The organism is uncultured Psychroserpens sp. (assembly GCF_947494225.1).
In the GTDB taxonomy this organism is placed as follows: Bacteria; Bacteroidota; Bacteroidia; order Flavobacteriales; family Flavobacteriaceae; genus Psychroserpens.
Genome location: NZ_CANLUG010000001.1, coordinates 600,624 through 616,213, shown reverse-complemented (window position 1 = coordinate 616,213; position 15,590 = coordinate 600,624). Strand labels below are relative to the sequence as shown.

The following is a 15,590-nucleotide window of genomic DNA, read 5'->3' as shown; positions in this document are numbered from 1 at the left end:
CTAAGTTTATTGAGATTCTAGGTATTCGTTTAAGTTTTTATGTCGTTGTACAATTTCGTAGTTAGGCGAAGAAATTGAATAGAAATTTCGGTCAATTTTGTTTTTGCTCTCTTCTAGGATCTCGGCAAAACCTGCTGCTCCTTGAATACTGGTTAATCCATGAACTACCACAAAGACTGTATTGGCGTCATAGATGTCTATAGACGTAGATAGTTCGAAATAGTTAACTTTAGAGATCGCATCGTTTAGTTGTTCTACAAAGTCTTTTATTTGGTCTTTCTCATCGTTATTGAAAGGGTATAATACATTAAAATGTTTTGTGGCATCATTACTCACAAATTCCTTTTTCGCTAAAATAGGAATCACAGATTTCATAATCTCCTGAGCCTGCTTTCCTTCATCGGAGTTTGGATAGGTTAGGGCAATAAAGTTTACGCCGTTCTTATAGGCTTCGAAACCATGTAATCTTCCATTAGCGGATGCCTTTAAAATTTCAAATTTTGGCACCATAGGATCCCCTTCAAACTCTGTAATATATTTTTCGGATTGCGAAATAACTTCTGCATATTCCTGATCACCAAACTTCTTAAATAAGCCTTCATATAGACTCTCTGGGCTATTTTCATCTTTGGCAAATTCTGAACGCGGGTTTAATAGTATTTTTGCATATCGCGAATCTGGGTAATTACTAACGATATCTGATTTCATAGCATTAGCTTTACTGCTTAGGCCCAATTCAGTATATATCTTTTGTAAATTGTATTTAGAAGGTAATATAAGTCGATCTTCTGGGTTATTTTGTAAAAGTGTTTCGAGCTTATTCATAGCTAACTCATACTCTTTGAATTTCTCTTTGTAAATCACACCTAATTGATAGTAGGCATAATTTCGGTCTTTGGCTAAGCTATCAATAACCTTTTGATCTGTAGGAATCTTAGAAATATAAAATTCTGGGTCAAATTTTTCATTTTCAGAAGCGCTTGCTACAATATCATTAGTGCCTGCAGCAGCTCCTCCAGGTCGAGATTTAGAATCTGAAAGTCTCCAGTTGTCTTTTAGCGCTCTATCTCCCCAAATTTTTACAAACTCATTTTTTCCAAAAGCAACTGTTGTTGAATTGTAAAAATAAAACTCTTGCTTTTGTCCTTTACTGGCCGTTGGGTCTACTCTTACAGATTTTCCTGATTTATTGACACTATTATTATTTGTTGCCAATCCTGAATTTGCCGATTTAAGACGTTCGGCTATTTCAGCCTTTTCTTTTTCAGCTTCAGCAATGGCTTTTTGTTTGTTCGTATAATCTGTAAAATAGGCCAATCGCTCATCATCAGACATATTAACCAATCTTAGAATGCTATCATTAGCCTGTGCAATATCCTCATAGTAGATAACATCTTCTAAGTTCTCTCGCTTTCGCTTAATTATGCGATAAGGTCTTGAATTAAGTTTCATATTGGTCATAGTACTGTCGTAATAAGCACCTGCCCTTTTGTATTTAGCTTCATCGAAGCTCATATCACCCAACGTTGCATAATCTCTAGACATCAATTCTTTATCTCCAAGATTTGTACGCAATGATTTATTGTAATAAGCGACTGCCAATGAATCACTTTTATTAGCTCTGTGAAACTCTGCAATTCGGTAATAAATTTTATCTAAAAACGGACGATTCTCTCGGTCTTCTTCGAGGTCTGTTAAATAGTCTAAAAACTCAGTTTGGTTGCCAGTTTCCATATCAAAATTATACGATTTGGCTAAATGCGCATTAATATAATATGGTCTAGGAATTTTACGATGCATGTCTATCACTTTATCAAAAGCGATATTGGCACTGTCTTTTTCACCAAACTCGTTATACAATTGCCCGATGATATAATTGAATCGTGCTTTTTCCTTATTCTTTTTGGTAAATTCTGCTGCTGTAGCTAATTCAACTAAAGCACTATCTTTAGACTTTATATTAATATAGGCTTGAGCTAGCATTGAAGTGGCATCGGCTAAATCTTGATCTTCAAGTTCTTCTTGATCTAGAAGGCGTTTTAGGTTTTTTATAGCCAACTGATTATTTTCTAATCTAATATTAGCCTTTTCCCTCCAAACTTTTGCGGTGTTAATTTTATCACTAGCTGGGTATTTGTATAAAATATAGTTGAACGCTTCCAATGCAGGAACAAATCGCTGGTCAAAATAACGTGCCTGACCCAGTAAAAGATAAGCTTCGTCAATTTGAGGGTTATACTCTTTCCCTTTTATATTCATTCCATGCTTTTGTACCGCCTTAATAGCCTTTTCTTCCGCACGCTCGAAATCTTGATTTTTAGATTGACCTGGCAATACGATTTCTTCTGAAAGTTGCATGCGTTCTATTGGTAAGAGTTCCCAATAGTTATCAGTTGCCGCATTATCAACAGTTTCTCTTCCTTTTTCTAACGCAATATTTCCGTTATAAAGAATGTTATATTTCGTGCCTAAAGCATGAAAATTTCTATTGATAAACGTGTCTTTTTTACGCGAACAACTTGTAACAATAAGCGTCACGCAAAACAGTGATATAAAGAATTTTAAAGATGTATTCAAGTGGTTTAGTTTTTTGTAAATACTATAACTAAAATCGCTTGCATATATTATGCAATGCTGTAAAAATAAGCATCTTTTTGAATTATCACCGAAAAATGGCCTGTTTTTAGATGTATTGTAAACTCTTAAACGACCTCTGAACCTGAAAAATGCGCCTCTAATTCTTTAAGAGTCGCCTCATTAGTTTCTAAGTCTTTTACAACCTCTCCTTTTTCCAAAACGACTATACGTTCGCAGACATCTGTAACGTGTAATAAATCATGGCTTGATACCAAAACTGTTACACCTTGTTTTTCTGCGAGGTTCTTAATAATTCCTTTCAAACGTATTTGTGTTGTAGGGTCTAAGTTTGCAAAAGGCTCATCTAGGATGATTACGTCAGGATTTCCTATAAGAGCGGCAACAATTCCTGCTTTTTTCTGGTTTCCTTTACTAAGATCTCTAAGATATTTTTTTTGCCCTAATATTTCGTCGTGAAAAAAGTCTTCAAACTGTGACACCAAACTGTCCACATCTGCCCTATTCTGCCCTCTCAATTCACCTATAAAGTAAAAATATTCTTCTGGAGTTAAATAACCAATAAGGAAACTTTCATCGATAAATGCTGATGTAAAGGGTTTCCAATCTTCACTTTTATCAACAACTACACTATTATTTGTAATGTTTCCTGTGGTTGGTTTTATGAGGTCTAATAGCAAGCTAAAGTAAGTTGTTTTACCTGCACCATTATTTCCTACAAGTCCGAAACTTTGTCCTTTTGGAATTCCTAGTTCATCTATTTTTAAAACTTGCTTTCCACTATATGCTTTTGAAAGGTCTTTTGTATAAATCATAATATTTTTGTCTTTTTAACTATCTTGACTAAACGCGTCAATCATTTTATATTTTGAATTGAGATATTTTTGAGTGATGAATTTCATTATTTTTTTATGAAATACAATTCCTAAAATACCCAATATTAGGAGAACTGCAATTGCGGCTTCAAACCCAGCCAACCAATTGGTAATACCAAACAAGCCCATTGGAAGCACCATTAAAGGAATACCTATTAACCACTGCACAGCTCCTGTCCCTTGGTAATTAAATGCAGCTCTTTTATCTAAGTCTATTTTTTTTCTGTTGAAAGAGCCTCCTAATAAAATCACATGAGAATTCACACCAATGTTATAGACCGCTGCGGCAAAATGCGCAATTAGAATTTTCCAACCAAAATATACATATGGAATACCTAGTACAAATAAAATCACCACACTCATAATCATAAGAATAAATTTAGAGCGAAGGTATTGCTCGTATTTAATGTTTTGACTCATAAGCATTTTATAGTATCCACTATCCCAAGCTGGAATAAATTGACCGAAATTAATAAGAAAAAATCCAGTAGAAAACACACCAATAAATGCATACATAAATACCATGTTTCTATATATAGGCTGTGGATAAAAGAACAATCCATATAGTAATCCAATCGCTAAAAGCATAACCATAGATTTAGTTCGTTTATTTCTCCATATCAACTTTAAATCTAATTGCATAAAAGGTGCAATATCCCCAAAACGCCTAGTCCAATCCATATTAGAAGCGTTGACAACAGTAGTCTTTGTTTTTAATGAACTATCAAGGAAAAGTTTAGACCTCAACTGTTTAAAATTAATCACATATAAAGCCACCAGTATAGCTATTGGTACCAGAACGAATACTGGATTATCGTAAATAGCTGTATAGCCTTGCGCTACGATATCTGCAAATGATATAACATTAAAATGATTTAAAGCAAATAATCCTCCTACGAGTACAATTACAGGTAGAAAAGACAGTTCTCTTTCTGAAGAAAAACTCTCTAAAATAAAATTCAAAAAATTAATGATAAGGGTCACTGCAATCGCTGTTAATAACCATGCAAGTACTGAAGCTGTAGGATATCCTTTAGTTAACAGTGTGATGCTAAATGGTATAAACGCAAACAGCGGTAAAAAATTAAAAAATGAAAATGCCGATTTCCGCAAAACATAATTAACCACTTTGCTGCGTTTTACAGGTAATGTAAGTAAAGGTTTTACCGACATCACAGGTAATTTCTGAAAAAAGAAACGCATGGCAATATCTGCAATAATATAGTAAAACATGAACGCGTTTAACGTTGACAGAGGGTCTTGATCTGGATTTATTTTTCCTAAAAGTTTATGTAAAAAGATACCTAGGAATAGAAAAATTCCAACAAAGTACAGCGCAAAAAAGATCATCAAGATATTAATCGCAATACTTTTACCAAAACTTGCCGAACGAAAAAACTGCTTCCATTCTAAGTTTAAAAAATGCTTAAGTTTCATATGTTTTTGGTTAGTTAATCACTAATTAGTTAGTGTATTTTTGAGCTATTTGAGATAATTCCATTCCCCAAGATTGGCCGATAGACATTCCTGCTTGAGTTAGCTCTGTTTGCTTTGATGCCAATTTTTTTCCTAAATCCGAATTATAAAAAGCTACCAAACCTTGAATCTCCTCTTTTGAGAATTCTTTCATATATACATCTGCTAATTTACTATATAAACCATCTAAGGTGCCATTGGCTTCTTTAGTATAGGCCTCTTTTTTGTCGGTAGGTACCATTGCTCCAATTTGCGAAATAGCGTTATTAAACATATCTGTAGTTCCCGTAAGTTTTATAAACTCAATGGTTTGCGTTTTAAACTCTGAATGATCTTGAGCCTGGATTGAAAACGTGCAAACAAATGCAATAAGGTAAATTAATTTTTTCATGGTTTGTGTCAATGTTTGATTATTATGAAATGTTAGTGTCGCTAAATTTGATTTTGTTACAACTAAAATACGATTCCTAGTTCGATTTGTTATTTTTACAAAAAAAATATTCATGTCACAATTTCACAATCTCACTATAAAGGAAATAACCAAAGAAACGGAAAAAGCTGTAACTATTAGCTTTGATGTCCCTCCAGAACTTAAAGATACCTTCCAGTTTAAGGCTGGACAATATATTACCTTAAAAACAACCATTAATGGCAATGAAGTTAGACGCGATTATTCACTTTGTACATCTCCTAAAAGCGGAACACTTAAGGTTGCAGTAAAAGAAGTAGAAGATGGCACATTTTCGGCATATGCAAATCACGAACTTAAATCTGGTGCTATTTTAGAAGTCGCTCCACCAAAAGGTCGTTTTGTCTTTGAACCTAACGATTCTAAAACAAAAAATATTACCCTTTTTGCTGCTGGAAGTGGGATTACACCAGTATTGAGTATTATTAAATGTGCTTTAGAAGAAGAAGTGCAGAGCAAGGTGATATTGGTTTATGGTAATAAATCTACAAAAGACACCATGTTCTTAAAAGAACTTTTAGAGTTGCAACATCAATACAGTTCTCGTTTTTCAATTCAGTTTGTATTTAGTCAGGCCGATGAAGATGATGCTATTTTTGGTAGAATTGAAAAAAGCACAGTTAACTATGTCATGAAAAACAGGTATAAACATGTGGAAGTTGATGCGTATTATCTTTGTGGTCCTGAAGGAATGATACATACAGTTAAGGATGTTTTAACTGATCATGATATCGACGAAAACCGCATACACTTTGAGTTATTTAAAGCGGCCAAACCTGCTGAAATTAACAACACATCGGTTCCTGATGGTAGAACAAAAGTCACTGTGCTTCTAGATGATGAAACCTTAACTTTTGAAATGTCACAGAAACAATCTGTTCTGGAGGCTGCTTTAGATGAAGATATTGATGCGCCATACTCTTGTCAAGGGGGTATCTGTAGCAGTTGTATTGCCAAAATTACAGAAGGCAAAGCAACCATGAGGCAAAATAATATTTTAACAGATGGTGAATTGGCAGATGGACTTATTTTAACCTGCCAAGCTCACCCAACAACGCCAACACTTTTTGTGGATTATGACGATGTGTAAAATACACGTCATCTGCTAAAATTGGTTTTAGTCGTAATAATCAGCACTTTATCGAAAAAATCGAAGATATTCCTACAAATTCTTGACGGCTAATTTTAATCAAAATAACTTAGCCCACGATTAGAATTTAATCATAGGGATTATCTAAAAATTCTAAATCTTACCTCGTTCTTCTGGAGCGAGGTTTTTTTATTTTAAAGTCTCGTAAATTTTAGAAAAGATGTCCTCTGGAGAAATAGACCTCATCACATCTTCATAACCTTGAGGTAAGACATTCCCATAGATAGATGTAGGTATTTTTGGATATTGTGTTCTATTTACTAGAACTGTAGAATCTTCATTTTGATTATAAGGTAAAAAACCAGCAAAAGGATGTGTAACGCCCCAAACTGTAACAACCTTTATACCTAGCATAGCAGCTATGTGCGCATTTCCAGAATCCATAGCGAGCATAAGGTCTAAATTGGATATGATATCCAATTCTTCGTCCAAGGAAAATTGACCTGCTAAGTTTATTACGTTTTCAAATTTATTCGCTATACCTTCTAATACTTGAGCTTCACTGTTTCCTGCTCCAAAGAGCAAAATCTTATATGTTTTAGCAAGCTCCTCAACTACGGTTGTCATTAAATCGATAGGATACATCTTCCCTTTAAAAGCAGCAAATGGGGCAATGCCAATCCATCGTTTTGTATCATTGCCTATAACATCTAGATATTTAGAACTAAGACTTGTCTTTTCTGAAAACATCGGTTTAGACATATCTAAAGGAAAGCCTAGTTTTTCAAAAACATCTACGTAGCGTTGTTGTGTGGTTTTAAGTTGTTTAAAATTTTTGCCAGATGTAAGCGCTCTTTTTTCTTGACGTCCTTTATCTATTTGTACTATCCTTTTTCCTAAGAAAAACAGTTTCAATATTTTGCTACGCAAAACATTGTGTAAATCGGCAACCACATCAAATTGTAATTGACGAAGTTCACGTGAAAGTTTCCATAACCCATAGATCCCTTTATGCTTACCTCTAATCTGAGCGCCAACAACATCTATATTAGGTATATCTCTAAAAAAAGGTCTAAAGAAAGGTTTTGTTAGAACGGTAAGTTTAATATCGGGGTATTGAGAAGAAAATGCACGTAATACCGGTACACTCATAGCAACATCGCCCATAGCTGATAGACGGATGACAAGAATGTGTTTAGGTTTTGGCATGCTCTAGCTCTCTTATCACACTTAACTCTGTTAAGCATCTTGTAGATTATATTGCTAAGAATGATTTAAAATCAAAATTAGGCTGCTATAATTATGTTATTTCTGGCTTCTCAAAACAGGATTAAGTTCGTCGTCGTTATACATTTTCATTTGCTTATAAACTTTCATGTACTTATCTCCTTTATTTATATCATCTAAAAGCGTATCAATGGCTGTTGATAAATCAACACGTTGCTCTAATAAAATATCTAATTTTTTCTTACATGCATCTCTATGTGAATCTGAGGCATCTGTTCTGGTAGCTTCTTCATTCATATGATAGATTTTAAGTGCTAAAATCGACAATCTGTCAACTCCCCATGCAGGGCTTTCTGTATTAATCGTAGCGTCTTCCTTGGCAACAACATCGTCATATTTTTCTAAAAAATAACTATCAATGTACTCTACCATATCTGTTCTGTCTTGATTTGAAGCATCAATTTGACGTTTCAATTTTAAAGCAGCAACGGGATCTATCTGTGGGTCGCGAATAATGTCTTCATAATGCCATTGTACGGTATCTATCCAACATTTTCTATAAAGTAGATGTTCTAATAGGTTAGAGTTTTTATCATACACATTAGTAAATGGTTGATCTACAGTATTTATAACATGATATTTCTCAATAACATCCTGAAATATTTTATTTGCGTTTTCTGAAAACATAATCTCTTATTTTAAAGTGCAAATATATAGGTATTTATTAACTTTATCATTCTTAAATTTAACTTCAAAACATGCACATTCATAATCTATCGAAAGAAAATTCTATTTTAAATTCTTTTATATCTGAAATTAGAGATAATCGTATTCAAACCGATCGTATGCGATTTAGGCGAAATATTGAACGCATTGGTGAGGTTTTATGTTATGAAATGAGTAAAACTTTAGATTATAAATCAAAAACAATTACCACCCCTTTAGGAAAAAGTGATACGCAACTGTACAATGACGATATCGTGTTGTGTTCTATCTTAAGGGCAGGTGTACCATTACACAGTGGGCTTCTGAATTATTTTGACGACGCAGAGAATGCCTTTATTTCTGCCTATAGACATCATAAAGACAATCCTGAAACTTTTGAAATTATTGTAGAGTATTTGGCTTGTCCTAGTCTTGAAGGAAAAACGCTTGTTTTAGCAGATCCAATGCTTGCCACAGGTCAATCTATGGTTGCTACTTTTGAAGCATTAAAACCTTTTGGAACTCCAAAAAACATTCATTTAGTAAGTGTCATTGGAGCCCAAGATGGTGTTGATTTTGTAAATAATCATTTCGGAAAAGACACTCATTTATGGATTGCCGCCATAGACCAAACCCTTAGTGATAAAGGTTATATTATACCTGGTTTAGGAGATGCTGGAGATTTAGCCTTTGGAAAAAAGTTACAGCAATAAAAGAGCAATAGGTGTTATAATAATAACCCAGAGTAGTGTTTCTTTAAACCACTTTTCTGAAATCACCTCTAGATAATTTGTCATAATAATTGATAGTGGCGCAAATAAGAATAGAAACTCGCTTCCATTTTTAGAAGGAGCTACAGCAACAATGACTAGACCTAATACCGCTGTTAAAATAATAAGTTTAAATGATGGTCTATAGCTCTTCATTTGAGACCTAATATTCTTAATATAATAGAATAAAGCCCATAGCCCAAAAGACAATAATATGGTTGATCCCACTATAATTTGTCTTGAATTTAATGCGCTAAAATCTAAACTAAAGTCAAATAATCCATTAGCAAAGCTTAAAATGTCTGTGTTGTTTAAAATAAGATATGAGCTTGTAATAACTGCCACTGTTGCTATGCCCATAAGTGGTATGATGTAGTTTTTTAAATCTAAAATTGCATATACTAGCAATGCTGCGAAAATGAGAATAAAAAACACTGAGGACCAGAAGTAAAACAGACTCGCAATAGCAATCCAAAATGAGGCATCAAATAACTTTTTCTTAATTGCTTTTTGAGACCTTAAACTTATTAATCGGCGTAATGCCAAGAGTACAAAAAAATTAGCTACTAATATTTGAGAGTTTAGAATTGTTGGCGGTAGTACTGCAAAAAACAACACATACAAAACAATGTTGTAGCTGTTCTTTTTTGTTAAGCCATTTCTGGTTACTAAAAAGTCGAATACAAAAACAGACATTAGGCATATTAGAAACAAACCTACTTGCTTTGCGACTGCAATGGCATCGAAATTTTCGGTTAATATTTTAAATTTAACTAGCACAAAAACAACCAACAGCATAATGCTAACTACGATGTAGTGAATTGGTTTTGATTTACTAAAAAAATTTGAAATCATTGGTTTAGTTTAAAATGAAAAAAATATGTAATTTTGCACTGTAAATATATGATTATACCCTTGAAGCTCGTTAAGAGATTCTAAAAATATCAACATAATGAAAGACTTTTTTTACGCAATACAAGATTTATTTGTTAACTTTTTATTCAAACCTTTTGATTGGTTAGCATCGTTGGAATTAGAAAACTGGTGGACAGCCAACACTGTTTCTTGGATTTTCATCATCATTGGTATTGTTGCCATGGCTTACTGGATGAAAGAGCTTAAAAAATATAATGACAACAATGAAGAAGATAAGAGTATCTCTTCTCATTCTTATCTATAAGTTATAAATCGAAACCGATATCTTTACGATAATTCATCTTATCAAAATGTAGTTTATCTATATTTTGATAAGATTTTTTTATGGCTTCTTTATACGTGTTTCCGTAAGATGTTATTGCCATAACACGACCTCCAGACGTTACAATTTTCTCCCCTTTTTCGATTGCTCCTGCATGAAATACAATAGAGTTCTCTACGTGTTCTAACCCAGAGATTTCTTTTCCTTTTTCATAAGATTCGGGATACCCTCCAGACACAAGCATCACTGTTGTGGCCGCTCTTTCATCAATCTCGATATTAATCTCATTTAAACGCTCCTCTGCTATAGCTTTAAACACCTCAACAATATCTGTTTTTAATCTTGGTAAAACAACTTCTGTTTCTGGGTCTCCCATTCTTACGTTATACTCAATAACTTTTGGGTCATCGCCCACCTTAATTAGACCTATAAAAATAAATCCTTTATAGGGCAAGTTGTCTTTAGCCAAACCTGTTACTGTAGGTTTCACGATTTGTTCTTCAATTTTAGTCAAGAACTCTTTAGTTGCAAAAGGAACTGGAGATACGGCTCCCATGCCTCCAGTATTTAAACCTGTATCACCTTCTCCAATACGCTTATAGTCTTTAGCCGTAGGCAAAATTTTATAGTGTTTCCCATCAGTTAACACGAAGCAACTAAGCTCAATCCCATCTAAAAATTCTTCTATAACAACTTTTGAACTGGCATCACCAAACTTGGCATCTACAAGCATATTCTTAAGTTCGGCTTTTGCTTCATTTAAATCATCAAGAATCAAAACACCTTTTCCAGCAGCCAATCCATCGGCTTTTAATACATAAGGAGGATTTAAAGTTTCTAGAAATTTATAACCATCTTCAACATTAGAGGGATTAAAACTTTGATACGCAGCTGTTGGGATATTATGCCTAAATAAAAACTCTTTAGCAAACTCCTTGCTACCTTCTAATTCGGCAGCCGCCTTTTGAGGTCCAATAACCGCTACGTGCTTTAGCCTTTCGTCATTTAGAAAGAAATCATGCACACCTTGAACTAAAGGATCTTCTGGACCCACAACTACCATATCAATATGATGCTTTAAAACTAAATCTTTAATGGCGTCAAAATCGGTAACGCTAATATTTACATTAGTAGCTATTTGAGCTGTTCCAGAGTTTCCAGGAGCGACAAAAAGTTTGTCACATAAAGGGCTTTGAGCTGTTTTCCAAGCAAATGTATGTTCTCTACCTCCAGAACCAAGAATTAAAATCGTCATATTGTCAATTTGTTTGTGCAAAAATAATTGTTTTTAGCGTCTTTCGAAGTTTACAGACAAGACTTTTTTTCTTTACTTTACAAGAAATACAAACACACTTTTTTTGAACCTTTTCGATTTTTCTTTAAAACTTAATGGCTATCCTTTGAAGGAAGCAAAAACAGAATTGGCTTCTATTCAAAAAAAAACCGATAAAGACTTTAAGCAATATATAGGCCAAAAACGTTATGACATTGTTGCGTATCATTTAAGTCAAAATTTGTTTTATAAATCTCTAGCTCCTAATCTCAATTTAGACAACTGGAGTTCAGTTCCAGTGATGACAAAAAAAGATTTGCAACAACCGCTCAAAGAGCGTTTATCAACAGGGTTTACAGCTAAAAATGTTTACATTAACAAGACCTCTGGTTCTTCTGGTGACCCTTTTATTTTTGCGAAGGATAAATTTTCACATGCCATGACCTGGGCAATTATTCAAGATAGATTTGGTTGGTATAATTTAGATTTTAACACCTCTCGTCAGGCTCGTTTTTATGGTATTCCGTTAGATAAAAAAGGATATTATAAAGAACGTTTTAAGGACAGTTTGAGTAAACGTTTTAGATTTTCAGTGTTTGACCTAAGTGATGATGCTTTTGCGAAACACATAAAGAAATTTAAGTCGACAGCATTTGAATATATAAATGGATATACAAGTTCTATTGTTCAGTTTGCAAAGTTTTTGGAACGACAAGAGCTCATTTTAAGATCTATCTGCCCAACATTAAAAGCATGTGTAGTGACTTCGGAAATGTTATTTGACGACGACAAACGGCTTATGGAAAATCAATTTGGCGTTCCTGTGATTAACGAATATGGAGCTTCGGAACTGGATTTAATAGCATTTCAGAATCATAATAATGACTGGCAACTTAATAGTGAAACCTTGTTTGTTGAAATTTTAGATGATGATGATAACACACTTCCTGTTGGAAAAGAAGGACGTGTTGTTATTACCTCTCTCTACAATAAAGCACACCCTTTTATTAGATATGATATTGGAGATATTGGAGCCTTATCTGAAAAAAGCACACCTCGCATTCCCATTTTGAAAACATTAATTGGAAGAACAAATGATATCGCCATCTTACCAAGTGGAAAACGAGCCGCTGGATTAACCTTTTATTATATCACGAAGAGTATTATTGAAGATGACGGCAATGTTAAGGAATTTGTTATTGAGCAATTAGAAAAACATCGTTTTAAAATTATATATGTAAGCGCTAAACTACTTTCGGAAGAAAAAAAACAAACCATTATTAAAGCAATGGAAAATTACTTAGAAAAAGGGCTCACAATCACCTTTGAAAGACAAGATCAATTAAAACGATCTAAAAGTGGTAAATTAAAACAGTTCACTTCTTTTGTAACCTCAACGCAATGAAAAAAGACGTTTTAGTCATTACAAGCTATTTTCCTCCAGAAATTGGAGCAGCATCCAATCGGATTTTCCAGTTGGCAACAGGTTTACATTATAGCGATTTTAATGTTAGTGTATTAACGCCTTTACCTAATTATCCAACAGGCAAAATATTTGAGGGATATCGAGGAAAGTTTAAACAAGTCTCTGTTGAGAACAATGTAACAATCCATCGTCTTTGGGTTTATGCTAGCAACTCAAAAAATAAGCTGTTACGCCTAATGGCCATGTTATCATATAGCTTTAGTCTCGTCTGGTTTTTTGCATGGAATAAAATTCCTAAGACTGTTATTGTACAATCTCCTCCATTAATAGTGGCGTTTACTTGCATGCTCTTTTTGCGAAAAAAAAATAGAAACCTCATTTTAAATGTTAGTGATCTTTGGCCTATTGCTGGCTTAGAATTAGGCGCATTTAAAAAAAATTTCAGTTATAGGGTTTTAGAAAAAATTGAGCATTATAACTACAAAAAAGCCAGCCTGATATTGGGGCAAAGTGAAGAGATCTTAACTCATATAAATGCAATGTTCCCGGAAAAGACAACGTTTTTATATCGAAATTTTCCCGACTTTAATGTCCCAGAAATAGTATCGCCCGAAAGCCAAGGGAAACTTAAAATTGTCTATGCTGGGTTATTGGGTATTGCCCAAGGAATTTATAAATTATGTAATGAACTTAAATACGATACTATTGAATTCCATATTTATGGTTCTGGAGCAGAACAACATAAAATAGAAACATTCGTAGCAGAACATCCTGAGTTACCCGTTTTTTATCATGGTCATGTCACTAGAGATGTGCTCCATACTGTTTTAATGCAGTACGATGTTGCTATTATTCCACTACTTAATCGGATTTATGGTAGTGTGCCTTCGAAAATATTTGAATATGCGCGTTTGGGTTTACCAATGCTTTATTTTGGTGGTGGTGAAGGTGAATTTCTTATTGAAAACCACAAATTAGGCTGGGTTGCAAAATCTGGCGACTATAATCATTTAAATAGTATTATTTCAACTATTAGTCCTTTTTCAGAAGCACAGAAAAGAACTATTCATAAAGAGGCCATAACTCATTTTGATTTTAATAGTCAATTAGAACGCTTAAAAGTTTTAATTTAATACGCCTTGTCTTCACCTCTTACGGCATTTAGAAAAGTTTGGGTGATGATTTTTAAATCTAATAGAAGCGACCAGTTTTCGATATAGAATATATCATATTTTACACGACCAATGATGTCTTTATCTGTTTCTATTTCGCCTCTAAAACCACTAATTTGAGCTAGACCAGTAATGCCAGGCTTTACAAAATGACGTACCATAAATTTGTCGATTTTTTTTGCATACATATTGGTGTGGCTTACCATATGTGGTCTTGGGCCAACAACAGACATATCTCCAAAAAGAACATTAAAAAACTGTGGTAGCTCATCAATACTTGTCTTTCTAATAAATTTTCCAATTTTAGTGATGCGCTGGTCTCCTCGTGTGGCTTGATATAAATGAGCATCCTTATTAGGCATCATAGATCTAAATTTGTAGCAATCAAATTCTTTGTAATTAAATCCATTTCTGGATTGTTTAAAAAACACTGGACCTTTCGATTCTATTTTTATTAAGATGGCTATGATAGGCGTAAGCCACGACAAAATAAAAATAACCACTAAACTTGAGAAAATGATATCAAAAATTCTCTTAATCACCATGTTAAATGAGTCCTCTAAAGGTATATTCCTAAGTGATAAAATAGGTATATAATCATAGTACTCATATTTTAATTTTTTAGAATAAATCTCTTTATTGTCGGGTAAGAATTTCAAGATTTTTAAATTATTATCTACAAAATCTGCTATGTCGCTTATTTGCCTGTTAGATAATTCTGAAATGGAACAATAAATTTCATCGATATCTTCTTCTTTAATATAATCAAAGTAATTATCGAGATTCTCATTCTTGTCTTTAATGCTGAATGTGTTCACATGAACATAGCCATATTCTGGATTCTTATTAAAGAAGGTTTCGAGTGCTTGAGTTTTTTTGTTAGCTCCAAAAATTACAGTTCTTCTAAAATTACCTCCAAAAGAGATACGGTATTTTTGAAGTAAATAATAAATAGTGAACTTAAAAAAAGTTACCCCTAAAAAAACGAAGAAGATATATTTAAAAATGGTAATTGGATAGATATTTAAATCGTGATAATACCCAGAGAACGCAAATACTATCAACGTAAACAGCACCATTTGAGTGAGAATTAAAGAAAAAATCTTTACCTCTCTTGTGTATCTATAAACTTGATAGAATTTAGAGTAAACCGACAAGGTCACCCAAGATATTGATGTAAATAGTATAAAAATAAATGGATCAATATTTTTAAAAAAATATAAAATGGCTAGACCATTAACCATACTTAAATCAATTAAATATGAAATTGGTCTTAAATAACCCGAATATCGTCCTTGTTTAAATAAGCTCAAA

At 33.4% G+C, this 15,590-nt stretch carries 14 protein-coding genes; 5 read left to right on the top strand and 9 right to left on the bottom strand.

From position 1 onward, the window contains the following. Positions 1–6: 6 nt before the first annotated feature. The 4 genes from Q0893_RS02745 to Q0893_RS02730 form a co-directional block, all read right to left on the bottom strand. The gene (locus Q0893_RS02745) at positions 7–2,577 is read right to left on the bottom strand and encodes a tetratricopeptide repeat protein (RefSeq protein ID WP_298901076.1); all 2,571 of its coding nucleotides are present in this window, start codon (positions 2,575–2,577) and stop codon (positions 7–9) included. A gap of 125 nt (positions 2,578–2,702) precedes the next feature. Further along, entirely contained in the window at positions 2,703–3,410 is a 708-nt protein-coding gene (locus Q0893_RS02740) for an ABC transporter ATP-binding protein (protein ID WP_299272303.1), read from the bottom strand. A 15-nt stretch (positions 3,411–3,425) separates the two neighbouring features. Beyond that, positions 3,426–4,907 carry a DUF5687 family protein gene (locus tag Q0893_RS02735; protein WP_298901078.1) on the bottom strand — a complete coding sequence of 494 codons (1,482 nt, stop codon included), beginning with the start codon at positions 4,905–4,907 and terminating at the stop codon, positions 3,426–3,428. A 25-nt stretch (positions 4,908–4,932) separates the two neighbouring features. Then, the gene (locus Q0893_RS02730) at positions 4,933–5,337 is read right to left on the bottom strand and encodes a DUF2059 domain-containing protein (protein WP_298901079.1); all 405 of its coding nucleotides are present in this window, start codon (positions 5,335–5,337) and stop codon (positions 4,933–4,935) included. A gap of 112 nt (positions 5,338–5,449) precedes the next feature. On the opposite strand from Q0893_RS02730, the gene Q0893_RS02725 reads away from it, so the two are divergent. After that, positions 5,450–6,505, top strand: coding sequence for a ferredoxin--NADP reductase (locus Q0893_RS02725; protein ID WP_299272300.1), 1,056 nt, complete (start codon positions 5,450–5,452; stop codon positions 6,503–6,505). A 189-nt stretch (positions 6,506–6,694) separates the two neighbouring features. Here the strand turns inward: Q0893_RS02725 and Q0893_RS02720 are convergent, their stop codons facing one another. After that, entirely contained in the window at positions 6,695–7,714 is a 1,020-nt protein-coding gene (locus Q0893_RS02720; RefSeq protein WP_299272298.1) for a glycosyltransferase family 9 protein, read from the bottom strand. A 96-nt stretch (positions 7,715–7,810) separates the two neighbouring features. Continuing rightward, positions 7,811–8,419 (bottom strand): DUF4254 domain-containing protein, encoded by a 609-nt coding sequence (locus Q0893_RS02715; RefSeq protein ID WP_298901082.1) that lies wholly within the window; start codon positions 8,417–8,419, stop codon positions 7,811–7,813. Positions 8,420–8,490: 71 nt separating this feature from the next. On the opposite strand from Q0893_RS02715, the gene upp reads away from it, so the two are divergent. Continuing rightward, complete coding sequence (gene upp, locus Q0893_RS02710) at positions 8,491–9,150, top strand: uracil phosphoribosyltransferase (RefSeq protein ID WP_298901083.1); 660 nt, start codon at positions 8,491–8,493, stop codon at positions 9,148–9,150. Here upp and Q0893_RS02705 read toward each other — a convergent pair. Then, entirely contained in the window at positions 9,139–10,062 is a 924-nt protein-coding gene (locus Q0893_RS02705; protein ID WP_298901084.1) for a DUF6427 family protein, read from the bottom strand. The two genes, upp and Q0893_RS02705, sit on opposite strands and share 12 nt — an antisense overlap. Positions 10,063–10,159: 97 nt before the next feature. Between Q0893_RS02705 and Q0893_RS02700 the strand changes: the two genes are divergently transcribed. After that, on the top strand, positions 10,160–10,387 hold the full coding sequence (locus Q0893_RS02700; RefSeq protein WP_298901085.1) for a uracil phosphoribosyltransferase: 228 nt from the start codon (positions 10,160–10,162) through the stop codon (positions 10,385–10,387). 1 nt (position 10,388) lies between these two features. Here Q0893_RS02700 and purD read toward each other — a convergent pair whose 3' ends face one another. After that, positions 10,389–11,660 (bottom strand): phosphoribosylamine--glycine ligase, encoded by a 1,272-nt coding sequence (gene purD, locus Q0893_RS02695; protein ID WP_298901086.1) that lies wholly within the window; start codon positions 11,658–11,660, stop codon positions 10,389–10,391. A gap of 103 nt (positions 11,661–11,763) precedes the next feature. Between purD and Q0893_RS02690 the strand changes: the two genes are divergently transcribed. Then, positions 11,764–13,083, top strand: coding sequence for a phenylacetate--CoA ligase family protein (locus tag Q0893_RS02690; RefSeq protein ID WP_299272294.1), 1,320 nt, complete (start codon positions 11,764–11,766; stop codon positions 13,081–13,083). Continuing rightward, positions 13,080–14,237, top strand: coding sequence for a glycosyltransferase family 4 protein (locus tag Q0893_RS02685; protein ID WP_299272292.1), 1,158 nt, complete (start codon positions 13,080–13,082; stop codon positions 14,235–14,237). The genes Q0893_RS02690 and Q0893_RS02685 overlap by 4 nt, the downstream gene beginning before the upstream one ends. On the opposite strand, the gene Q0893_RS02680 is transcribed toward Q0893_RS02685, so the two are convergent. After that, a complete protein-coding gene (locus Q0893_RS02680; RefSeq protein ID WP_298901089.1) occupies positions 14,234–15,589 on the bottom strand; it encodes an undecaprenyl-phosphate glucose phosphotransferase in 1,356 nt (451 codons plus the stop codon). The genes Q0893_RS02685 and Q0893_RS02680 overlap by 4 nt on opposite strands. Position 15,590 lies beyond the last annotated feature (1 nt).

Excerpts from the sequence above, each read along its gene's own strand:
- Q0893_RS02740 (WP_299272303.1), bottom strand. The coding sequence starts at position 3,410 with ATGATTTATACAAAAGACCTTTCAAAAGCATATAGTGGAAAGCAAGTT.
- Q0893_RS02735 (WP_298901078.1), bottom strand. The coding sequence starts at position 4,907 with ATGAAACTTAAGCATTTTTTAAACTTAGAATGGAAGCAGTTTTTTCGT.
- Q0893_RS02730 (WP_298901079.1), bottom strand. The coding sequence starts at position 5,337 with ATGAAAAAATTAATTTACCTTATTGCATTTGTTTGCACGTTTTCAATC.
- Q0893_RS02725 (WP_299272300.1), top strand. The coding sequence starts at position 5,450 with ATGTCACAATTTCACAATCTCACTATAAAGGAAATAACCAAAGAAACG.
- Q0893_RS02720 (WP_299272298.1), bottom strand. The coding sequence starts at position 7,714 with ATGCCAAAACCTAAACACATTCTTGTCATCCGTCTATCAGCTATGGGC.
- Q0893_RS02715 (WP_298901082.1), bottom strand. The coding sequence starts at position 8,419 with ATGTTTTCAGAAAACGCAAATAAAATATTTCAGGATGTTATTGAGAAA.
- upp (WP_298901083.1), top strand. The coding sequence starts at position 8,491 with ATGCACATTCATAATCTATCGAAAGAAAATTCTATTTTAAATTCTTTT.
- Q0893_RS02705 (WP_298901084.1), bottom strand. The coding sequence starts at position 10,062 with ATGATTTCAAATTTTTTTAGTAAATCAAAACCAATTCACTACATCGTA.
- Q0893_RS02700 (WP_298901085.1), top strand. The coding sequence starts at position 10,160 with ATGAAAGACTTTTTTTACGCAATACAAGATTTATTTGTTAACTTTTTA.
- purD (WP_298901086.1), bottom strand. The coding sequence starts at position 11,660 with ATGACGATTTTAATTCTTGGTTCTGGAGGTAGAGAACATACATTTGCT.
- Q0893_RS02685 (WP_299272292.1), top strand. The coding sequence starts at position 13,080 with ATGAAAAAAGACGTTTTAGTCATTACAAGCTATTTTCCTCCAGAAATT.